This is a genomic window from Geomonas propionica (assembly GCF_016458235.1).
In the GTDB taxonomy this organism is placed as follows: Bacteria; Desulfobacterota; Desulfuromonadia; order Geobacterales; family Geobacteraceae; genus Geomonas; species Geomonas propionica.
The window spans coordinates 64,016-87,286 of the sequence record NZ_JAEMHK010000009.1; the positions used below are offsets into that span (position 1 = coordinate 64,016).

At 59.8% G+C, this 23,271-nt stretch carries 12 protein-coding genes; 2 read left to right on the forward strand and 10 right to left on the reverse strand.

Annotated elements, in window-relative coordinates; genetic code table 11:
- Window positions 1-123 precede the first annotated feature (123 nt).
- From JFN90_RS12870 to JFN90_RS12880, 3 genes are all read right to left on the reverse strand, one after another.
- Window positions 124-1,908 carry a tetratricopeptide repeat protein gene (locus tag JFN90_RS12870; RefSeq protein ID WP_199395519.1) on the reverse strand — a complete coding sequence of 595 codons (1,785 nt, stop codon included), beginning with the start codon at window positions 1,906-1,908 and terminating at the stop codon, window positions 124-126.
- Window positions 1,909-2,028: 120 nt separating this feature from the next.
- Window positions 2,029-2,838 carry a DUF3108 domain-containing protein gene (locus JFN90_RS12875; protein ID WP_199395520.1) on the reverse strand — a complete coding sequence of 270 codons (810 nt, stop codon included), beginning with the start codon at window positions 2,836-2,838 and terminating at the stop codon, window positions 2,029-2,031.
- A gap of 619 nt (window positions 2,839-3,457) precedes the next feature.
- Window positions 3,458-3,850 (reverse strand): GxxExxY protein, encoded by a 393-nt coding sequence (locus tag JFN90_RS12880; protein WP_199395521.1) that lies wholly within the window; start codon window positions 3,848-3,850, stop codon window positions 3,458-3,460.
- Between the two features lie 429 nt (window positions 3,851-4,279).
- Between JFN90_RS12880 and JFN90_RS12885 the strand changes: the two genes are divergently transcribed.
- Together JFN90_RS12885 and JFN90_RS12890 are read left to right on the forward strand one after the other, a co-directional pair.
- Window positions 4,280-6,607: a protease pro-enzyme activation domain-containing protein gene (locus JFN90_RS12885; protein ID WP_199395522.1), complete on the forward strand. Its 2,328-nt coding sequence runs from the start codon at window positions 4,280-4,282 to the stop codon at window positions 6,605-6,607.
- 58 nt (window positions 6,608-6,665) lie between these two features.
- Window positions 6,666-7,796 carry a carbohydrate-binding protein gene (locus JFN90_RS12890; protein WP_199395523.1) on the forward strand — a complete coding sequence of 377 codons (1,131 nt, stop codon included), beginning with the start codon at window positions 6,666-6,668 and terminating at the stop codon, window positions 7,794-7,796.
- Between the two features lie 100 nt (window positions 7,797-7,896).
- Here JFN90_RS12890 and JFN90_RS12895 read toward each other — a convergent pair whose 3' ends face one another.
- From JFN90_RS12895 to JFN90_RS12925, 7 genes are all read right to left on the reverse strand, one after another.
- A complete protein-coding gene (locus JFN90_RS12895; RefSeq protein ID WP_199395524.1) occupies window positions 7,897-11,250 on the reverse strand; it encodes a glycosyltransferase in 3,354 nt (1,117 codons plus the stop codon).
- Between the two features lie 90 nt (window positions 11,251-11,340).
- A complete protein-coding gene (locus JFN90_RS12900; protein WP_199395525.1) occupies window positions 11,341-14,088 on the reverse strand; it encodes an alginate O-acetyltransferase AlgX-related protein in 2,748 nt (915 codons plus the stop codon).
- 154 nt (window positions 14,089-14,242) lie between these two features.
- Window positions 14,243-15,742 carry an MBOAT family O-acyltransferase gene (locus JFN90_RS12905; protein ID WP_199395526.1) on the reverse strand — a complete coding sequence of 500 codons (1,500 nt, stop codon included), beginning with the start codon at window positions 15,740-15,742 and terminating at the stop codon, window positions 14,243-14,245.
- Between the two features lie 8 nt (window positions 15,743-15,750).
- Entirely contained in the window at window positions 15,751-15,993 is a 243-nt protein-coding gene (locus tag JFN90_RS12910; RefSeq protein WP_199395527.1) for an acyl carrier protein, read from the reverse strand.
- Window positions 15,994-15,995: 2 nt separating this feature from the next.
- Window positions 15,996-17,615 carry an AMP-binding protein gene (locus JFN90_RS12915; RefSeq protein ID WP_199395528.1) on the reverse strand — a complete coding sequence of 540 codons (1,620 nt, stop codon included), beginning with the start codon at window positions 17,613-17,615 and terminating at the stop codon, window positions 15,996-15,998.
- Between the two features lie 185 nt (window positions 17,616-17,800).
- Entirely contained in the window at window positions 17,801-19,645 is a 1,845-nt protein-coding gene (locus tag JFN90_RS12920) for an alginate O-acetyltransferase AlgX-related protein (RefSeq protein WP_199395529.1), read from the reverse strand.
- A 101-nt stretch (window positions 19,646-19,746) separates the two neighbouring features.
- Window positions 19,747-23,253 (reverse strand): glycoside hydrolase family 99-like domain-containing protein, encoded by a 3,507-nt coding sequence (locus tag JFN90_RS12925; RefSeq protein WP_199395530.1) that lies wholly within the window; start codon window positions 23,251-23,253, stop codon window positions 19,747-19,749.
- Between the last annotated feature and the right edge of the window lie 18 nt (window positions 23,254-23,271).

Sequence of the window (23,271 nt, forward strand, 5' to 3'; positions counted from 1 at the left end):
AAATCGTTTAACAGGGATAAAGGGGTTGCAGGGGATAACGGCAAAAAAAGTCTTTGAGTACCAAAAGCCTGATGCCTTTTCATTTATCCCTTTTATCCCTGTGAATCAGGTCTGTTCTTTTGTCTATTGACCCTGTGCGCCCGCCTTGGCCCGCATCAGGTCCAGCCGGTACTGCGGTGTGGCAGGGTCGAGGCTCGCCGCGCACTGAAAGAAGACGGCGGCCTTCGGGAGGTTCTGTTGCAGGGCGAAGGTGACCCCGATCTTGTGATAGATGCTGGCATCGGTGGGTCTTTGCTTCATCGCGGCCTGGTACTGGTCCATCGCCTGCGGCAGCATCCGCTTGAGTCGGTAGGCGTCCCCCAGGTTCACCTGCGCCTCCGCGAGCGTGGGGTCGAGCTTCACAGCCTGGGAGAGGGAGGCTATAGCCTGGTCGTAATCCCCTTTCTTCCCGAAGATGGTGCCGATCAGGTTGAATGGGGGCGCCTCCTTGGGAGAGAGCCTGGTGGCGATGAGAGCCTCCTGCAGCGATTCGTCCAGCCGCCCCGATTTCTCCAGGGCCAACGCCAGGTTGTAGTGCGGCCGCGCCTTATTAGGCGATTTCAGCGCCGTGTCCCCCCACAGGCTCAGTTCACTCCCCCATACCAGGTTGCGTACAAAAGTGGTGGCCGTCAGCGCGAGGACTACCACGCCTGCGGTCGCCACAGCGCTACGTGATATGCCGCCTTTGAAGCAGAGGGAGAAGAGGGCCGCCAGCGCGATGAAGGCGCCCACGGAGGGGAGGTACACCCTGTGCTCGAAGATCACGTCCGCGATGGGGATGACGCTTGATTCGACGGCGATCGTGATGAAGAACCAGAGTATGCCGAAGCTGATGAGACGCAGTTCCGGCTCTGCCTGGGGTGCGCGCGAGCGGTACCAGAGCACCAGCGCAGCGCCAAAGAGCACCAGCAGAAGCAGCAGCGAGAACAGGACCGGCAAGCTCGCCAGCGAGTGGTACACCGGGAAGTCGTAATCGAGATTCTGCCGCACCGGCACAACGAGCAGGCGCAGGTAGGTGGCGAGGACGGGGAACTGTGTGAACAGGTAATCCAGGCGCGACAGTTCGCTGTCCACCCGGGTCGCCGCGGTCACGTCGGAGATGATCTGTCCGATAGGCTTGTTGGTGCCCAGAAGGCTCAGCGGCACGATCAGCACCGTGAGGGCCACCGGCAGCAGGAAGAGGAGCTTTTTCACAGCAGTCATCCGGAAGAACATGAACTCGTAGAGCACCACCACGAAGGGGAGGGTGAAGGCGATTTCCTTGGTCTTCATGGCGCAGCCCGCTGCTGCCAGGGCGAGGATGTAAAAGCTGAGCGGCTTGAGCGCAAAGGGGCGGCCGGTCTCTTCCTGGAGCAGGCGGGCCTTGGCGTAGCTGGCAATGGACGCCACAAAGAAAAGGGCGGCCAGCGATGCCAGGCGCTGGATCACGTAGGTGACGGCCTGGGTCTGCACCGGGTGGGCGACGAACAAGAGCGCGGCGAACAGCGGGATGAACCACGATGCGTCGCCGGCTTCGCCCTCGCGCGTGAGCGCCGGCGTGGAGAGGGTGAGCCGCGCCAGGAGGTAGCTCAGGACCCCGGTGCCGATGTGGATCGCCAGGTTGACCACGTGGTAGCCGGTTACGTCGAGGGCTCCGAAGCGGTAGTTGAGGGCCACGGTGAGGTAACCCAGGAAGCGGCGGGGATTGTAGATGTACCCGTCATCATACAAGAAGCGATGCAGATCCTTGATGACGTTGTTGGTCACGATGGACCCCTCGTCATCGAAGATGAAAGGGACGTGAAAAGAATTGCTATAGGCGAGCAGCGCGACGGCTGCGATAAGGAACAGGTGCAGGGGAAGGCGGGACCAGACAGATTTGTTCGACATCGGCTTACCTTTCGTGGACGGCAGAATAGGCCGTAATCTATCACAAAAAAGTAAAACCTAGAACGATAAAAAGGCGGCGCGAGTCTGGTGCCTCCGCGCCGTCGGGTGTGTCATGCCCTGTCAGTAACTGCCGCCGACCAGGACCGCCTTGATGGTCTCCATGCGGGGGATGTTGTTCCTCACGCTTTCGGGGGTGAACTGCTGCAGGTAGGGCGGGATGCCGTCACGGAAGAGATCCTTGATTCTCTTTTCGATCATGACCGGCACCTTTCTGGCGTCATCGGTAAGCCAGATGGTAAGCGGCCCGCGCGCGTAGAAAAGCCCCTGGCTTTCGATGTCCATGTTCGGCGCCACGACGATGGTCTTGAAACTGCCGGCCGGGGTATGGACCGTCTCGCGCCGCAGTACGCTCACCTTGATCCGGTTCAGCTTCCCCTTGTCGAGCACGTTCACCTCGACCTCCTTGCCGACGGTAAGCGGCAGCTGGCGCAGGTAGAACATGCAGGACACCGGATCCCAGGCCGGCTCGACCAGCTTCGTGGACGACTTCTCGAAACTCTTCAGGTCTACGAACTCGAAGCGCTTGCTCTTACGGTTCACGCTGGCGGCGCGGTACCAGTCGTTTTTCCCCTCCCGAAGCTTCATCTTGTAGCTGTGCAGCGCATAGCCCTTGCCATCCCTGTCGAGTTTGCTGGTCTCCAGGTCGTCCACCTTGTAAAAGGGGGCGGACCACGTTTCAGAGCGGACTTTCGAGGTGATCTCGATCCCGTCGCCGGTGGTCACCGTGGCGAGGGTTGAGGTGCCGATCTTTACCCCTGTCCAGGTCAGCTGGTAGTTGAGCGTTTCCGGAATGGATGAGGCGGGTGCCTCCGTGCCGGCGGTAAGGAGCGCGAAGAGGAGAAGTAATAAGCTGTGAGCTGACTTTTTCATGGCGGGTAATCTAGCACAAAAAGATGGGACTTTTAAAGAGCTAAACAGGCAAAAGCGGTTACGCAAAGTACCCAAAGGAGGCGCGAAGGGCGCAAGGTAATCCTCCTGCTTGAGGTTTAACCCAAAGTCCTTCTTCCCGTTCATAGCGGCGACTCGGCGTTCTTTGCGTAACAGCTTTTCGAAGCACCGCTTTTAGAAGCAGTTACGCAAAGTACCCAAAGGAGGCGCGAAGGGCGCCAAGGTAATCCTCCAGCTTGAGGTTTAACCCAAAGTCCTTCTTCCCGTCCTTCGCGGATACTCAGCGTTCTTCGCGTAACAGCTTTTCGAAGCACCGCTTTTAGAAGCTGTTACGCAAAGTACCCAAAGGAGACACGAAGGGCACCAAGGTAATCCTCCTGCTGGAGGTTTAACCCAAAGTCCTTCTTCCCGTTCATAGCGGCGACTCGGCGTTCTTTGCGTAACAGCTTTTCGAAGCACCGCTTTTAGAAGCAGTTACGCAAAGTGCCCAAAGGAGACACGATGGGCGCCAAGGTAATCCTCCTGCTTGAGGCTTAACCCAAAGTCCTTCTTCCCGTCCTTCGCAGATACTCGGCGTTCTTCGCGTAACCGCTTTTCGGAGTTACGCTTTGCCGCCCAAGTTGTTGACCATTCTCTTCATGCCATCCTTCATGAGTGATACGTTCCAGTTTAGGACGTAGCCTAGCTTCAAGCCGGTCAGCCTCAGATAGGTCAGAAGTTGAGCTTCATGCACAGGACTGATTTTGTCCACGCACTTATTTTCAATCAGGACACAATTGTCAACGATCATGTCGACTCGGTAGCTGACGTCCAGGCAGAGGTCGCGATACCGTAGCGGCAACGCGACCTCGCACTGGACGGTGAGCCCTTGCAATTTGAGTTCATAGCAGAGGCATTGCTCATAGGCGGACTCCAGCAGCCCGGGGCCCAAGTGGCTGTGCACATTGATCGCGGCGCCCAGGATAATCCTTCCCACTTCCTCGATCTTCTCCATGCATACACCTCCTGTAGGTGGAATTGGATAAGTTTAATGCATGATTGGATTTGGAAAAGTCCCTACAGCTTGAGCTTTGTCATCCAAAACAGCTTTCCTTCCCGTCCTTCACGGCGACTCGGCGTTCTTTGCGTAACTGCTTTTTAGGTTTTGGGGTGACAGGTTTTTCGTAACGCTCTTTCACGGGTACGGTTTTGGCAAAGGCGTAGACATAGATGTTCGGCGTACCCTAATTCCCTTAATTTTATACGATGATTGTCATGGTGCTTACGCCATATTGCGACTTAGCTATGTTTTCACCCGGTGTTTTCGCGAGGCCTTTGGTATCGAAACGGCATCAAAACTGTGAGAATGGTTGTTCGCCAGTCCGTAACAATATTTTTATGCAATAAAATTATGCCCGTGCGGTTTGCGGGCGAAGGTGACCCGATGCGCAAAAAACAATGTCTTGCCACGGCTGTGGCCGTAACACTCCTGCTGGCTGCCGTCCCTGCGTTCGCTCGTTCGCCGCGTGTCATCGACGACAACGACAGGGTCTCCCTGCGGGGCAACGTTCACCCCAACGCCCGTCCTGAATTCGACGCCGGGCCAGTCGATCCGGCACTCCCGATGGAGCGCATGATCATCACGCTGCATCTGCCGCCTGAAAAGAAAGAGAAGCTGGACCGGTTCCTGGTGGAGCAGCACGATCCTGCTTCTCCCAACTACCAGCACTGGCTTACCCCCGAAGAGTTCGCCGAGCGCTTTGCGCCCGACCCGGAAGACATCGGTGCCATCAAGGGGTGGCTCACCTCGCAGGGCTTTACCATCGACGAGGTTTCCCGCGGGCGCACCTCTATCAACTTCACCGGCAATGTCGAGAAGGTGGAAAAGGCATTCCGCACCAAGATCCGGAAATACAAGGTCGACGGCAAAGAGCGTCACGCGAACTCGAAGGACCCGGAAATTCCGCGTGGGCTTGCCGACGTCGTCGCCGGTATCGTGACCCTGCACGACTTCGGCCATGCCCCCATGAACACGGGTGCGCGTCTGTTGGACGAGGTGCAGCCGGAATACACCTACAGTTCCAGTATTCATTACATGTCGCCCATTGACTTCGCCGCCATCTACAACGTCAACCCGCTTTACACGGCAGGTTACGACGGTACCGGGCAGAGCATCGCCGTTGTCGGTCGCACCCATCCGACCGGCAGCAACTGGTCCGATTTCCGCAGCATCATGGGACTGGCCCCGAAACCGGTGACGGTGATAGTGAACGGCACTGACCCCGGAGACATCGGGACCGCAGAGGCTAACGAGGCGGACTTGGACGTCGAGTGGGCGGGCGCCATCGCCAAGAACGCCACCGTCCAGTTCGTCATCTCCAAGACTACAATCACCACCGATGGCGTTGACCTCTCCGCCAAGTACATCGTCGACAACAACATTGCGCCGGTCATGACCACCAGCTTCGGTCTGTGCGAGGCTTCCATGGGAGCTGCGCAAAACAGCTTCTACAACAACCTGTGGCAGCAGGCCGCCGCGCAGGGGATCACCTCCTTCGTCGCCGCCGGCGACTCCGGTGCGGCCGGTTGCAGCAGCCCGGACGCCGCCTCCGGTTCCGGCCTCGGTATCAACGGTCTTGCCTCAACCCCTTACAACGTCGCAGTTGGCGGTACCAACTTCAATGACCAAGGGGGCGGCTATTGGAGTCCTGTCAATGGCCCCTACTACAATTCGGCCTTTGGCTACATCCCGGAAAGCGCATGGAATGAAAGCGGCACGGTTTCCGGTGGTTACCAGCTTTGGGCCACGGGCAGCGGTCTTTCCAGCATCTATACCAAGCCCTCCTGGCAGGTGGCGCCGGGCGTACCGGCCAGCGGCATGCGCGGCATCCCGGACGTCTCTCTGACCGCGTCGGCGCACATTCCTTACCTGGTAAGGAGCAAGAACGCGACCTACATGATGAGCGGCACCTCCGCCTCGTCGCCCGCCTTTGCCAGCATTATGGCGCTCATCGTGCAAAAGACCGGGGTACGCCAAGGTAACGCCAACATCAAGCTGTACCAGTTGGCCAACGCGCAGTACACCTCCACCGGTCCGACCGTCTTCCACGACACCACCTCCGGCACCAGCTCCGTTCCCGGAGTCACCGGCTACTCCTGCACCACCGGCTACGACCTTGTTACCGGCCTCGGTTCGGTCGATGCCAACGCACTGGCCGCCAACTGGCCCTCCGCACCGCCGCTTGTCATCACTGCGGCCTCCCTTGCCAACGGCACCCAGGGCGTCGCCTACAGTACCTCCCTCTCCGCATCCGGCGGCAGCGCTCCGTACACTTGGACCGTCATAAGCGGCAGTCTCTCCGCCGGCATGACCCTCACCAGCGGCGGCACCTTGAGCGGAACGCCGACCACCACTGGCGTGTTCAGCTTCACCGTTCAGGTGAAGGATTCGATCAACACCACCGTCACCAAGAGCTTCTCCCACGCCGTCAGCGCCACGGCTTGCAGCAACCAGCCCGTAGAGATCTCCGGCGCCACCCCCGTTCTCTACCCCGACTTCAGCTCGGCGTATGCGGCCGCGGCCACCGGGGCTGATCTCCAGCTGCAGGCTCTGGATTTCAATGCCGACTTCGTTTTTGACAGGGATATCACTGTCTCGCTGAGCGGTGGCAACGACTGCGCTTATACCGACAACTCCAACAAGACCGGTGTGCTCGGCAAGCTGCGCGTCAGTAAGGGAACCGTCGCCATTGACAAACTGGCCTTCAAGTAATCTTTGCAATCAATTTGCGGTTAAACCATTTAATCAAATTGCGGAAAAGGAGTAAGACATGAACAGCAGGAAGATGATTATCGCAGCGCTGTGCGCCGTACCCCTGAGTGTGCTCCCCGTAGTGGCCGGAGCCGTCGAGACCGACAGGATCACCGTCGAGGACCCCTCAACTGGGACCGTTAAGTTCAAAGTCACCTCCGATGGTAACGTGACCGCCGCCCAGTACAACGGAGACGGTGCCAAGCTCGCCAACGTCGCCCACTTCAAAGGGGCCTGGAGCTCCGCCACCGTCTACGCCAAAGACGACTGCGTTTCCTACGGCGGCAGCACCTATATCGCTCTCCAGGCGAGCACCAACGCGCAGCCCGATGTCTCCGCCACAAGCTGGAGCGTGATGGCACAAAAAGGCGCTGCAGGAGCCGACGGCGCGGCCGGCGCTACCGGTGCCACCGGCCCCCAGGGTCCGCAGGGCATCCAAGGGCCTCAGGGACCGGCCGGCTCTCCCGATACCCAGACCGACATCCTGAACAAGATTAAGACCCAGACCTCCGGTGCCGTACTTACGGTCCAGCAGGCTTCTGGTGAACTAGGGACCAACAACAAGTTCTCCATCAAGGATCCTTCTGGCGTCGACAAGATTGCCTTTACACCTGACGGTGTGCTCCGGGTCGACAGCTACGGCATTTCCCCGCAGATGATCCTTACTTCCGCCACCGACACCGCTGGACAAGCCCCCAGCTTTATCGGGCGCAAGGCACGCGGCACCCTGACAGCGCCGACAGCGACGCAAGCCGGCGATAACCTCTTCACCCTTAGCGGGATTGGTCACAATGGCACTACATATCCGGTCGCTTCTACGGCGATCATGATGCCTGCCCGCGAGAACTTCACTACCACCGCCAAAGGTGCAGATATCGCCTTCCTGACAACTGCGCCCGGCACCACGAGTCGCACCGAAAAGTTTCGCGTTACAGGCGAAGGCAATGTTGGCATAGGCGTGACCACCCCGGCGCAAAAGCTCGAGGTAAATGGCGGTATCCGCCTCAATACCGTCACCGCCAAACCGACCTGCAGCAGCACCATCAGGGGCACCTTCTGGGTCGCCCAGGGCGCTACCGGCGTGGCGGACACCGTCGAAGTCTGCGTGAAGGACGCCGCTGACGCGTATTCCTGGAAGACACTCTACTAGACCTGAAAAGACTCAAAGCAAACGAGAAGGGGTGACACTTGATGTGTCACCCCTTCTCGTTTTTTTGACTAATGGAAGCTATTGTGGCAGCTGTTTGCTGCTATGCCGTCTTCTTTACGTCCCTCTTCAGCAGCTTCCCAAGCACCTGCTCGACCTTGGCCTTTAGAGCCTGCTGTGAGAAGTTGCCTTCGACGTAGTTGCGACTCTCCTCTCGAATAGTCTCCCACAGTTCCTGGTCCCTGTGTAACGTCAATACCGCTGTGCTGAATTCATGCGCGCTGTCCGCTATGGCAACGCTTTTGCCGTTGGTCAGGCCGATGCCCTCGGCGCCGACCGAGGTGGTTACCACTGGCACGCCGTAATTCGCCGCCTCAAGTACCTTCCCCTTGATGCCGGCCCCGAAACGCAGCGGGGCGATATAGACGAGCGCCTTCTCAAAGAGCGGGCGAAGATCGTCGACAAATCCCGTGAAGGTCACGTGACTGAGGTCGAGGCCTTTCAATTCGTGGTGCGAGACGGCGCCTGCCACGGTAAGAGTGAGGTCCGGGATCTCGATCAGCAGGAGGGGAAGTATCTCCTGGATGAAGTAGCGTAGCGCGTCGACGTTAGGGGGATGGGTTCCCCCGACGAAGAGGAGGCCGCTTCTTTGGGAGAACGGTGTCGACGACGGCGTCGTATCCTGAATCGGAAGCGGTATAACCTCCACATCGGCACCGGGCATTTCCGTTAGGATGATGTCGCGCTCCACCGGGCTATGGATGCCGATAATGTCGCAGTTGCGAAAGAGATAGAACTCCCGCTCCTTTATCTTCTGTAGTTGAGCGGGGGAGCCCCCTTCCTGCTCGAAGCGCCTCTGCTCCCGCAGGAACTCCAGGTCCGGGTCGTGGTAGATCACCTTGGGTATGTGCCTGCGCACCGCATCGATGAACTTGATGGAGATGTGGTTGCGGGTCAAGATAGCGCCGTCGAAGTAGCTGCCGAACTCCGAGAGGTAGGCCTCGAAGTCGTGGTAGCCAAGTATCACCTCCACCCCCATCTGCTGCAGCTCGTCGGTGTACGGCTGGTGTGCGTAAAGGTTTTCCGGCCAGAACACCACCTTGTAGTCGAGCGCCACCAGCGCCCGCAGCAGGCTGTACATGAAGAAGGAGCCGGCGTCCCTGTCGTACATCGGGACGTAGTGGTCGATGACCAGAAGGGTCTTGCGGAACCGGCTCCTGTCGCGGGCCTGGAACACGTGCTGGCCGTTGGGGAAGTGGTCGCGCGGCAACACATCCTGCCAGCGTTCGAGGAATTTTTGCTTGTTCGTCTCCTGGTAGGATTTGATCCCGGATCCCACATCCTTGCCGTGTGAGACACCTTCGAAGTGCACCACCACCGACTTGGGCTGGAACACGACGCGGTACCCTAGACTGCGCGCCTGGAAGGCAAGGTCGGTGTCCTCGAAATAGGCGGGGACGTAGCGCTCGTCGAAGCCGCCGGTCTTTTCCCAGAGCTCCCGGCGCACCATGAGGCTTGCGCCGGAGAGGTAATCGGCGTCCTTTATGTAGTTATAGTCAGATTTCTCCGGGTCGTCGCGCCAGCCGAAGTTCCAGCCCGAGGCGTCCTGCCAGATTATGCCGCCCGCCTCCTGAAGCATGCCGTCCGGGTAGACGAGCTTGGAGCCCGCGATGCCGACAGAGGAATCCCGTTCCATCAGCTCGACCATGGGGGCGAGCCAATCCTGTTGAACGTTGGTGTCGTTGTTTAAGAAGAGCAGGTACTTTCCCTTGGTGTGCTTGGCGGCTTCGTTGCAATTGCGCAGGAAGCCGAGGTTGGTTTCGTGTCTGACCACACGCACGTTCTGCACCAGGTCCGCGATGTGGCAGGTTTCGTCGCTGGAGAGATCGTCGGCTATGATGACCTCGTAGGGAACACTCCCTGATTGCTTGATGATGGAGGCGAGGCAGGAGTGGGTGAAGGACCACTGGTTGTGCACTGGGATAATGATGGACACCAGCGGCTGGTCGCAGAGCGGCAGCGAAAGCGGCGCGGCCGGGTCGAGGCTGCCGTGTAGTATCTCGGGGTGGAACTGGGTAGAGGGGGATGTCCTTCCGACGAAGTAGGTGACGCCGCCGGCCAGCCCCTGCAGGTCGCCTTTCTTCAGGTAGCCCCAGGCCAGCTTTAGGGTATCGCGATTGACGGCACCGAGCACGGTCCTCGGGTGGCGCAGGATGTTCAGGGCCAGCTTCAGGAAAACCAACACCGAGCCGGCTTTCAGCAGATCGTAGACATACCGCAGAGGCTGCGTGACGCGCCAACTCAGGGAGTTCAAAAGTGCCTCGACCTGTTCGCCCTTTGACTTTGCTTCCTCTGCCTTCTCCAGCGCCAGGCTCTTTTGGCCGTCCAATTCTGATCGCAGCACGGCAATCTCCTTGACCAAAACTTCCAGCTCGGACTGCAGCTCAAGGCTCCTATCCGCCAGGCCCGGCTGCAATGCACAGCGCGCGGAACTGGCGACGATGGCCTCCAGTGAGCCGACGACCCACCTGAGGTGCTTCAGGCTGGGAGCGGGGGCAGCGCTACCGCTTTCCTGCTGCGTGAGTTGCAGGATATAACCCACCGCTTCGCGCCTGATACATTCCCTGTCGAAGTTGGAGAATGAGGAGCCGAAGCGGTAGACCGCTAGCAGGTCGAGGTAGCGCTGCAACCCCTTGAACAGTTCCGCGTCGTCCTGCGCGTTCATGACGGCGTTGGAGCGTCCCTGCCAGTAGGTCCGATGGTAGTACCACTGTCTGGTCAGCCGCTCGGAAGGGATCTTGTGGAAGATCACCGCATCGGCGGCGCAGGCGATCTTCAGCCCGGCTGCTTCGATCTTGCGGCACAATCCCACCTCCTCGTTGGAGAGCAGGCATTTAGCCACCCTGCCGAGGTCCGTGGGGAAGGTCCCAATGCGCTGGAAGACCTCTCTCTTGAAGGCGATGTTGGCTCCCCACGGGTACTCGTGCGGCCCTTTGAAGAAACCGGTTTCGGCGGCAGCCGGAAATTCGTTGATGGTAAGAAAGCCGTGCCAGTCGCCGGTGAGCCACTCCGGCACCGGGCCGGGCCAGATGGGGCGGATCGGCCCGCCCGCCGCTGCAACTGCGGGGTCGGCGAAGACCTTGGCGATCTCCCGCAGGTAGTTGGTCGGGGCGGCTATGTCATCGTCAGTGAAAACGACGATCTCCCCCCGGGCATTGAGAATGCCGGTGTTTCGGGCAAAGGAGAGGCCTTGGTTCGGTTCAAGAAGATAACGGATGGTGATGCTGGAGGAGGCGGCCAGCGACTCGACAACGGAGCGGGTGTCGTCGGAGGAGTTGTTATCGACCACCAGGATTTCAAAGTCAGGGGACGGGAAATCCTGCGCTTGCAGGTCCACGATGGAATCCTTGAGCAGGGCGGATCGATTGTAGGTACATACGACGACAGATATCTTCATTGATAAACCACTGATGTCAGGTAGATGGAGGATTGCGCCGTTGGCCAAAATACATCATAGATGCGGGCCGTGCAAGGTGTTTAGCTCACGTCACGGGCGGATCACCGGCACTTTGCGCCAGCCGGTCTGGGATTCGGTGTACTCCCGCACGGTGAAGCACCAGATCGCCAGTTTTTTGCCGGCCATGTTGTCCTTCCTGCGCGCGAGCTCGACGCGCGCCGGTGTCGCACCGGAGCCGCGTACGCCAACGAGGTCGAGGCGCAGCCCCAGCTCTGCTGCGAGGTTCTCGAGTAGCCCGGCGTCCCTGGCATGCATGTCGCCGCCGGAGTGGAAGATGAGTGTGTGGCTGTCACCCAGGAGCACGATCGGACTGTTGCGATCCGGCTGCGGAGCTGGAGAGATGCGAGTCACAGTAACCGTTTCGCTGGCCGCACCGCTCCCGTCGCCCAGGTCGCCCGCCACCTGCACGCTTTCCTTGTTCCTGGCAAACTGCTGCTTCTCGAGCCCCTGGTACCACGGGCGGGAGGCGATCTTCTCCTTAAGGGCACGCGCCACGGCCGCTATGCCGATCGGCGACCAGTGCGTGTCCTTTTGCAGAAAGAGGGGGGGGGAGCCGCTTTTGCGCGCTTCGAGGAAGAGCTTGGTTACGTCCAGGCAGTCAATCCCCGCCTTGCCCAATAACTGCAGGAACTGCTGGTGTGACGAGTCCCAGCGCCCCACCTGGCCGGCGTTGATTCCCGGTACCAATTTGTCGGGGTAGACATGGGCCTTCGCTGGCACCGGCACCAGGATCAGTTCTATGCCGGCGCGGTCCAACTGCTGCTTGAAGTCCGCGATTGCCGCAAGCGGGTCGCGGCTGTCCGGCTTTCCGGCGAGACTGGTGTTCTGGGCGGCGTCACCCCAGAACTCACCCTTGCCGATATGGTTCAGCTCCTGGCGTGAGAAGAGCCACCCCTCCACGCCAGCGACGGCCCTTCCTTCCTCCTTGGCGGCGTTCAGCTCCGCCACCCGCTTCAGAAACAATGCTTTCGCATCGCCTGCAGGAACCGGCAGGGCGCCTTTGTCATCCAGTTTCCGATTAACTGCAGCGGCGAGGGAGGGGGCGGGGGATGCCGCTTCGGTTGTTGCCGTTGCGGCTGGTTTCGCTGCGGCAGCCGCCCCTGCGACACCATCGTCGGGCTGTGCCAGCCAGAAGATGTCGAGCAGCATGGTCGCCTCGTTTTGCAGCTCGCTGCGCTGGTAGCTGCCGTACTTCTTCTCAACCTGCGCCCAGGGACGCAGTTTCAAGCTGACCCGCTCGCCCCGACGATAACGCGTGGCGGGCGTGAGGGCATCGTTACGCATGCCCCAGGCGAAAACGACGATCTGGCCGGTGGGGAAGGGTTTGCCGCCGGAGGTCACCTGCTTCAGGTGCATGGCGATGACGGCGTCCTTGTATGCAGTGCTCCCCGGGCGGGGCGGCCGCGTGATCTCTTCTATGATCCCTTCGACCTGCACCCCGTCCGGCGCCTCCTTGGCTGCGTCGACGGCGCGCAGCGCTGCCGCCGGTTTTTCGGCCCCTGCACGCCTGCCCACGCCGAGGTCGACCAGCTTCCAATCCCCGAGTGCGAGTTCGCGCGCGGCGAATTCGTAGACCACTACCTTTTTCCCGGCCAGCCGGTCCTCGCCCCGTTTCAGCTCCTTCCCAAGCTGTTGCCGCGTGGAGAAAGAGCCCTTGTCGTTAATCACTATGGCGTCAACCGGGCGGCGCAACTGGAAGCTCAACTGTTCCACCAAGCCGCTTCCGGTGCCCCAGCCCATGCCGTCGAGCGAGAAGATGTTGGCGTAGCTGTCACCGAGGAAGAGAATGTCAGCGTCGCGCGAGGCGGACCAGGGGGCGCCGTCCGGCTGCCGTACCTGGTGCAGCGCCACGCGCTGCTTGCCGTAATCGGCAGCGGTCTTCAGCATCGCAGCCAGGTCGCCCCTGTTCTCTGCAGAACTCGCGACCCGCGTGTAGGGAGCCGGGGCAAGCTGTTGCAGCAGCTTGTTCTTTTGCAGATAAGCAGCGAGCTGCCGTGCCACCAACTCGCTGCCGGATGGGGTCCAGTGGGTGTCCCGCTTCAGGAACAGATCGTCCTTCCCCTTGGCCTGGAGCAGCAAGGGCGCAGGGTCGAGCACGCGCACTCCCTGCGCTTCAAGCCGGCGCACGAACTCAGGAAAGGAAGGGTTCTGCAGCGGGGCCGCCGGTTTATCGTAGCGGCTGGAAAAGTACTCGGGGTAGATGCTCGCCTTGGCAGGGGAGGGGAGGACCACCAGTTCGATGCCGCGCCGGGCCAGTTGCTTCTTGAAGTCGATGATGGCCTTCACCGGGTCTGGCTGCACATCCCTCCTGGCTTTCAGCACCGCGGGGGCGAGGAAAGGGGCTCCGGTCAGGTAGTCGATGGTGGGGCGGAAAAAGAGCCAGCCATCCCGCCCGCAGTAGACGTCGCGGCTACCGGCGCCCAGGTTGCCGATCAGGACCTTCTCAACGGCGGGGCCAAGCGCGGAGAGAAGCCAGGAGTCCTCCTCGATGTTGCTCTCGAACTTCCTTGCGTTTTCGATGGTTTTATCGTTGATCAGTCGCGTCGCCGCAAGGCCGTAACCCACACCGCTGTGCTTGGCATGAAGCCTTTCCAGATCGAAGGATTGTTCTTGATATGAGAAAGCGGCCAGCGACTTTTGCAGCGAGGGGGCTTCGAAGATGTACTGAAAGAGCGGCACCGCGGCGATGGTGCAGACGAAGGCAAGCAGCAGAAACCATTTCACCGCAGCGTTTACCTCGGTGCTTTCTATGCCGGTTCCCGCCTTATTCTTGGACATTGCAGTAACTCCCGAAAAAAACATGAACCGTTAGCCATGGAGAAAATCTGAGAACTTCTGAGAAAAACAAGACGGGAACCGGGCGTGACCTTTTCACGGACATACGCTTTTGGTTCTCTCAGACTTCCTCAGATCTTCTCCGTGGCCCAAGGTCTTAAAAAGCCGCGTAGATAAAGGGGCTGTGGGCCTTGGTTACCAAGGTCGCTATGCTGATCAGCAGCAGGACGTAGCACCAGGTCGCTTTCCTCCAGGTCAGGGCGCGGGTGAAGTCCCAGGTCTGCGGTGCGCTCCAGACCAGCACCGCGGCCGCGGCCACAGTCAACAGGTAGTAGGGCTGGTAGATCACTCCTGCCACGAGGTCGGTGCCTGCCGTTTTGGGGGCCAGCCCGAACAAGCTGCCGAAATAGCCGAAGGCGGAGCCGAGGTCGGCGGCGCGGAAAAAGACCCAGGCCAGCGATATCGGCACGAAGGTGCAACAGACGCGGAGGGCTTTGGGCCACTTCCAGTAGGCGCTCTTCTTGGTTCTCAGCTGCTCCAGAGCCAGCAAAATCCCATGCATCGCCCCCCAGGCCGCGAAGGTCCAGCCTGCGCCGTGCCAGATGCCGCAGATGGTGAAGACCACGACGCTGCTGGCGATGGCCGGATAGTTGTAGCGGAACTTCTCGCGCACCATGCGCTCACGGACCCGGTCCGTCAAGAGCATGTAGTTGAGCGGAGTGAAGAGGTAGTCCCGCAGCCAGGTGGAGAGGGAGATGTGCCAGCGCCGCCAGAAATCGGCGAAGGAATCGGCGTGATAGGGCGAGTCGAAATTTTTGGAGATGACGAAGCCGAACATGAGGCAGACGCCGATGGCCATGTCTGAATAGGCGCTGAAGTCGAAATAAATCTGCATGGTGTAGGCGAAGAGTCCGTACCAGGCGTCTAATGTGCTCAGCGTCGCCGCGTTGAAGCAGGTGTCTGCCACTTTGCCGCACGTGTCCGCAAGCAGGACCTTCTTCGCCAAACCGAGGCACATGAAAGAGGTGCCGCGGGCGAACTTTTCGGAGGTGTGGATGCGGGAAGCAAGCTGCGCCGCCACCTCCCGGTAGCGCACGATGGGGCCGGCGATCAGCTGTGGGAACAACGAGACGTAGCAGGCGAAATCGGCGAAGTTGCGGGTGGCGCGCACGCTTCCCTGCCAGACGTCGATGGTGTAGCTCACTGTTTTGAACACGTAGAAGCTGATACCGAGCGGGAGCGCGATGCGGAAGAGGCCCTCCACCTGCAGGTGGTCCAGGCCGAGCGTCACGAGGAGCGCGTTCAGGTTCTCCAGGCCGAAGTTAAAGTACTTGAAAAAGCCGAGCAGCGACAGGTTGGCGACTATGGAGAGCCAGAAGGCCGCTTTCTGCCTCAGGCTTACCGGGGCCTCGTCGTCCAGCAGGGGTAGCTCTTTCGTGGCAGGATCACCCGGCCGGCGTGCCATGATGACGGCGCAGAAGTAGGAGATCGCCGTCGAAGCGAAGAGGAGCAGGGTGAAGTACGGGTTGGCCCAGCCATAGAAGAAGTAGCTGAGCCCGGTCAGCGCCAGATTGCGGCCGCGCGCGGGCGTGAGGTAGTACAAAAGGAGCGCCGCGGGCAGGAACACGAACAGGAAAATGTACGAACTGAAAAGCATCCGGCTTCCTAGCCTTTCTCCGCCAGTTTCCTGTCGATCAGGTCGACCAGTTCGCCGACGTCCTTGAGAACTCTTGTGTCCTTCAGGTTGAACCTGACGTTGAAGGCCATCTCCACCGCCACGATGAGGTTGGTGTGGGAGAGCGAATCCCAGCCGTCGACGTCGTCAGCGGTCGTCGCCCTGGTGATCTGAAGCGACTCTTCGTCGAAGACCTCGCAGAAGATGCCGTTCAAGGTAGTCATGGTATCCATCGTTATTCTTCCTCCATGGTAGAAATATCACCGGCATCGGTCCCCAGGTAGCGAGCCTTCAGGACCCTGCGCATTATCTTGCCGCTCTTGTTCTTGGGGATCTTGTCCATGACGAAGATCTCCTGCGGCGTCGCTATGGTGGACGCCTTGTTGGAAACGTGCAGCCTTATCTTCAACTCCAGTTGAGGCGTGTACTCGCAGTTGTCGTGCAACGCGATGTAGGCCACCACCTTTTCGAAGAGCAGCTCGTCCGGTGCGCCGATGACGCCGGACTCGGCGATCTCCGGGATCTCCAGCAGGGCGCTTTCCACCTCGAACGGGCTCACCAAGTGACCGGCTGTGTTGATCACGTCGTCGCTGCGTCCCATGAACCAGAAGAAGCCGTCGGCGTCGCGGTAGGCTGTGTCGCCGGAATAGTAGTAGCCGCCGCGGAACTTCTGTCCGTACACCTCGGGATTGTTGAGGTAGGTGACGAACATGGAGGGCCAGCCCGGCTTGACGCAAAGGTTGCCCTGCTCGCCGTCCGGCACGGGCGAACCGTCGTCGGCGATTATGGCCGCCTCGATGCCCGGGGCGGGCTTGCCCATGGAACCGGGGCGCACCTCGATCCCTGGACGGTTGGCAATCATGATGGCGCCGGTTTCGGTCTGGAACCAGGTGTCGTAGATATCCCGGTTCAGGGTGCGGCGCGCCCAATGGATAACTTCGGGATTCAGCGGCTCGCCCACGCTGAAGATGTGCCTGAGGTTTGACAGGTCGCACCTGGCGAAGAGTTCAGGCTCTTCCTTCAGGAGCATACGGAGCGCGGTCGGCGCCGAGTACCACACCGTTATCTTTTCGCGCTCCAGGATGCTGAACCAGTGCTCCGCATTGTATCCGCCGCCGAAGTGGACCTGGGTGACCCCGATGCTCCAGGGGCCGATGATGCCGTAGGAGGTGCCGGTGACCCAGCCCTGGTCGGCCGTGCACCAGTAGACGTCGTCCTCGCTCAGTTGCAGGATCTCGCGCGCCGTCATGTTCTGGGACAGGATGCTGCTGTGCACATGCTGCACACCTTTGGGGTTCCCCGTGGAGCCAGAGGTGTAGTGCAGGACCGAGGGGGTATCGGCGCTGGTGGCAGGCGCGGTGAACCGGTTGGACGCGTCGTGCATCAGGCGGCTGTAGCTCAGGATGTCATCCGACTGGTGCTCCTCTATATCGATCACGATCACGTAACGCAAGTTGGGTAACTGGTCGCGGACGCGCCCGATCTTCTTCAGAAAACTCTTCTTGGTGATGATCCCTTTCGCCTTGGAGTCCCCGAGCCGGTCCAGCAGGGCCTCCTCCCCGAAGTTGGAGAAAAGGGGTCCGGCGATGACCTGGAGCTTCAAGGTGCCGAGGAAGGCGAAGAACTGCTCCGGCATCTTGGGCAGGAAGGTGAAAAGGATATCTCCGGGGGTGAAGCCCAGGCCGGCAAGGACGTTGGCGAACCTGTTGCTCTGCTGGTCGAGCTCCGCAAACGTGTAATCTGTTTGCTCCATGTGCTGGGAAATCCAGCGCATGGCAACTTTGTCAGCTCTGCCGAGATCGCATTGGTAGCGGGTGCAGATGTGACCTATATTAAATTGACTCTCGACTAACACGGTAAGGTCTTCCTCAATCTCTCTGGCAGTTCCGAAGAAACTACATTCTTCTGCCTGCAAAAGCTACCTTAATAATCTGTAAATGATTCTGCACTTATTTCTGAGTCTTGTAGTAAAGAGGCTGCGCAACACATTGAATCTTGATCTATAGTTGCGCAGCCGCTATTACAATTGGATTTTCAGCTTCATCTTTCGACGCCATAGATATTGATTCTTAGCAGTTGCGTTGGAATATCCGAACGTATGTTGCTAATATTGAAGGTAACGCTGTCTTCTGAGGTGACTGGAAATACCAGGGTGTCGATTTTATCGGGCTGGGAATAACTCTTGTGGACCATATCCACCTTGCTGCCGTGGGTAGCTTTTATAATGGCAGCATCACCAGGCTTTGTTTCCAGTTCGATTATGAAGAAGCTGTACTTGTCCAGCGTGGGCAGTTGAAGGATGAATTCCGCTTCTTCACGTCCCTTGGCTTCACGGGCTTTAAAAGTGAGTCCTTCGCTCGGAGAGAGGGTGCAAATGGCGTCTTTGGGGGCATTGCGTAGCTTGATTGATTGAACGAGCGTTTCCGCCGCGTAGGAAGCTACAGAGGTGCGGGCGGCTTTCGTCGGATCAACAACAGGAGGCAGGTCCAAGGCACTGGCCGTTATCATGGGAACCATCGGGAAAATACAAACCGCCCGCTTCTCCAAAAAACTGTCCCCTTCGCGCGCCAGCATCCGCGGGATACTGGCGTCAGAACCTGCCCGGTACAGCATATCCGGAACAACACCTGTGAGGTACGCAAGGTACGAGGTGATGTTGCCGCCGAGTTTCAAGGACGGGTACTCAGTGAAGGAAGAGCCGACAACTAGTATGGGGGAATCGGAACCAAGTTTCCTGCCCAGCGGCTTTTGGTTATCCGTGTACACTCCGTGGAAGGTCACGTAGTCGGTGGCCTTGTATTTGGAGTTTCCCTTAGGCCAGAACGGATTGCACTTCTCGGTTGCCCAGAGAAAGCTGTTCAGGTCCATCCCGGTTGAGACTTTTTCTAGATGTAATTTGGCAGGAGGAACTGCGACGATTGTCTCGTAACGCTTGACCCGTTCCGCGAGAGCTTCTGCCGCTACCCATGCCATTCCTTCTGCAGGGTGCCTTTCCGAGCGGTCGGAGTACCAGTACATCAGCGGGAATTTGAAGCGCGACGCCTTCGCCCTGGGAACGATGTCCGTCACTATCTCCACATCTGCTTCGAGAAGTTCCTTATACATCCGCAAAAGGTATGGATTCGGCACCTCCCCCGCGGGAAGGTCGGAAAAGAGGTCGTCGGTTATCTCTCCTTTGTATGGCACCCGAAGTACTATTAGGTCCACGTTGCGGGCTGAAAGGTAGTTTTTGAAGGCGACGAGGGACCTGACGAAATCGGGAGAATAAGCCGTGTCCAACGGCAATTCCCCAATGCCGAAGAAGCTGTCGTCGATCCATTTGACGGGACTGGACTGGAACTGTTGCCAGTACTGATTTCTATGCTTTTCAAGCGACTTGTACCATTTGTCCCAGTCTCCCCCATGTGCTTCAAGTAGCTGGTTTATCTGATTTAGATCGCGTTTTATCTGCTCCCTTCTTTCACTGGCGGCGTTGTTGTCACGCTTTTTGTCCGTTACTGCTCCACGTGGGGCGGGAGGGCTTACGGCAAAGGCAGGCTGTTGCCCTGCGGAAGTGAACGCGCCGATCGCCGTGATCTGCTGGGGGGAAAGTAGTTCGAGTTCTGTATCCTCGACTTCATCGGCCTGCTGTGTCTGCCTGACCTTTTCCGGCATGGATGCAAACGGCACGACGGTGGCCCGGACCATGTCCCCAGCCTTGAAGTGAGCTTCGGGTGCATACTGTCTGGCAAAAAAACCGGGCAGCACGAGAACGGCCTTCTTTGGAACGCTTCGGCCCGAAAGGATGTTTTTGATCTCTATGACAGCCGTATAGTAGCAGTCGGGATAAGGGTTGGTCTCCGCCTTCGGTAGTTTCGAGACCTGTGTGAGCACTCCTTCTACCACCGTCTGCCCGGCTTCTGTCGATGTGACACTGCCTGAGGCATGGGACAGACAGCGCCACAAACTAATCGCGACCAGCAGCATGGTGGCAAGAAGGCGTGGCCTCATTTCTTTCCCTGTACCTTCTGCGCGACTTCGTACGCCTTTCTGAGCGGTTCCGTGACTCTCCAACTGGCCGACTGCAACAGGTCCTCTATGCGCGCTTCGCGCGCCGCCACCAACTCATCCTTTGCCGCCAACTGTTCCTTGAGCAGGGCCGCCGTCCTTTCCAGGTCCTCTTTCTCTCTTTGAACCGCCGCCAGTTGCTGCTGCAGCGCGAGCACCTCGTGCTGGTACTGGGATATATCTACCTCCTGTACCGCGGCCGGCTGAACCTGCACTTCATACACCCCCTCGACAACGCTCTTCGTTGCTTCGAGATAGGCCCTGCCGAACTTCTGGTCCGGTTCCAGGTGGTTCCCTTCGGCCCATTCGTTCCAGGCGTTCACGAAGGCGATGCGCTCGCTTCCCTGGAAGCGATGCCTGGTAAAGGCAATGACGTGCTCCAACCACTGGCGGTACTTGTCCGGCGTGGAGCCGACGAAGATGTTGGCGCCCTCCTGCCGCCTCGCGGAGTTGTCCCACGAGGGGGTGGCGCAGCGGAATCTCTTGTAGGCGACGTCCGGCTTTGCCATCATCTCGTCCGCCAGGTTGTCGTAGCGGTGCACGTAGTTGTTGCGGTAGACCTCGTTTAGAAGGTCCAGGCCCGGCAACTTTTCATTCTGCTCCGGCATGATGCGCGGACCCTTCTTCTGCCAGTCCGGGGCGAATTCGAGGGCGGCGTCGAAGCCTATGGACGCGGGGTCGCAGTTGCCGATGCTCTCCACGCGCACCAGGTACAGTTCGCCGATGCCGGCGGCGCGGGCCTCCTCGCGCCAGAGGCGCGCGGTGGCGGCGGGGTCCGGTATGTTCTCGGTGCGGTAGACCAGGAACATGGGCTTGCCGTTCACCCGTATGTAGCGCGGATCCCGGAAGACCCGGAACTGGTCCCGGATGTGGTTCCGGTCGTCCGCCTCGCTGTAGTCCTGCTTCATCAGGACGTGCTGCTCCTCGCCGTCCCAGCGCCGGGTCCAGTTTTCGTTGGCCCAGCAGACACAGAAGGGGAAGTCCGGCTTGCCGGAATTGAGCACCGCTTCGAGCGGAGTTTCCAGGAGCCTTCTGCCGTTGAACCAGTAGTGGTAGTAGCAGAAGCCGTGTACGCCGTACTGCCGCGCCAGCTCTGCTTGGGCGATCCTGGTCTCCTCAAGGCGCAGATCGTAAAAACTCAGATCTGCGGGGACGTGGGGCTGGTAGTGCCCTTTGAAGAGCGGCTTCGCCTTGGCGACGTTGCGCCACTCGGTGAACCCTTTGCCCCACCACTCGTCGTTCTCCGGGATCGGGTGGTACTGGGGCAGATACATGGCGATAAGACGCGGCATGGTTTGCTCCGGTTCGGGTTTGCGGGCGGCAGGCCGCTCCTTGCGTGGCACTCCGATGAGAATTTCTGCCAGCGTTTTCTTGGCCCCTGAGGAATGGAAGGTTGTTTTGGCGAACTCGCGGTACAGGGCGCTGGTCAACTCCAGGCCCTGCTGGTCCCGGTACCGGGCGATCAGCGCCCGGGCGAACTCCTCGGCGCTGTCGGCGGCCTCGCTCACGGCTTCGATGCCCGGTATTCCCTCTAGGCCGATAGCGGTCGACACCATGGGCACCCCGTTGCGCAGCGCCTCCACGGTTTTGCCTTTCACGCCGGCGCCGAAGCGCAGCGGGATCACGACCATCCTGATCTGGCGGTAGAAATCCTCGAGCTCCTGCTCGCTCACATGGCCGTGGATGCTGATGTTGTCCGAGGCCAGGTCCCTGACTTCCTGGGGAGGATAGGTGCCGATGACGTGCAGCACCATGTCGGGCACCTCTGCGAGGACCTTGGGGAAGATCTCGCGCGTGAACCAGAGGATGGCATCGAGGTTCGGCTTGTGGCCGCAGCCTCCCACGAACATGATGTCCTTGCGGCCGGCAAAGCTTTGGCGCTCGGCAGGGAAGTCCTCATAGAAGAAGAGGGGGACCGCGTGAATCTTTTCAGCAGGCAGCAGGTCGGCGAGGACCTGTCGCTCATAGTCGCTGTAAGTCAGCGTGGCGTCGGACTTCTCGATGATATCGAATTCGATCTGGCGGTAGCTCTCCGCTTCCTTCAGGGTCTCGGGATTCCCGTCGACTTCGTATTTTCTCGACAGCCTGAGGTAGTGCAGGTCGTGCCCCTGGAACAGCAGGGCGCTTTCGGTGTGGGCCCGGACGAAGTCGATGTAGGAGACCGTGATGTTGGGACGGTTGAACAGGACGTAGTTCAGTTCCTGGCCATGTTCCAGAACCCAGCGCTGCCAGTTCTCGCGGTACCACTCCCCCTCTAACATGGTGATGCCCAGTTCTTCGAGCGCAGAGGAGTAGGGCTCGCGCCGCTCGAAGTCGTCCGGCAGGAAGTAGACCTTGAGGCCCAGTTCTGCCAGGAGTTTCAGGTACATGAAGGTGGTGCGCGACCCCGCGTACTTGTCGAACTGTGGCACCTCGTAGTCGATCACCAGGATCGACTGGCCGCGCAGCGCGGAGGCCTCCTGCGGCAGCGACGTGGCGGCGGACTGCAGCCGTGGCACCGTCTGCACCTGGTCGAGGTAGCGCAGCAGCGCCCGGAGCGCCGGGGCGCTCCGTTCCTGCAGTCCGGCGAAGGCGACCTCGAACAGGTAGCCGATCACGATCTTCCTGGCGCAGCGGGCCGTAAAGGAAGTGGCCCCTTCCTTGGCGGCGACGTCGAGGTAGCGGCGCAGGCGCTGACAGATGCCGTCGTAGCTGCCGGCCTGTGAGGAGGCATCCAGGATGGCGTCCGATCTGCCTTGCCAGTAGGTGCGGTGGTAGAACCACTGCATGGTGACCCGGCGCGGATCGATCTTGTGGTGGATGACGGCCTCGGGTGCGAAGGCGATGCGCAGGCCCGCCTGCGCGATCTTCTTGCAGATGTTCACTTCCTCGTTGGAGAGCAGGGAGTTGCCAATACGTCCGAGGTTGGTCGGGAAAACGCCGATGCTGTCGAAAACGCTCTTGCGGAAGGTTATGTTGGCACCCCAAGGGGTGTCGGGCCATGTGAAGGCCCCGGCCTTTCTGGCTGCATCGAACTCGTTGATGGTGAGGTAGGGGACCCAGTCGTCGGAGAGCCAGGCCGGGCGCTCGGAGGGCCAGACCGGGCGGATCGGGCCTCCGGCGCAGGCGACGTCGGCGTCGGCGAAAGCGTCCACGATAGCCGCCAGCCAACCGGGCTCGGCGTCGATGTCGTCGTCCACGAAGGCGACGATTTCTCCCGCCGCATTCTCGATGCCGGCGTTGCGGGCGAAGGAGAGTCCCTGTCGCGCTTCGAAGATGTACTTGATGGCGACCTCGGAGGAGGCCGCCGCCTGTTCGGTAACCGCACGGGTGTCATCGGACGAGTTGTTGTCGACCACCACGATTTCAAAATCGGCAGCAGGAAACTGCTGCTTCTGAATGGCAGCGATGGAATCCCGCAGGAGCTCCACCCTGTTGTAAGTACAAATGATTACCGATGCTTTCATGATAGACCTGCGCTTTCT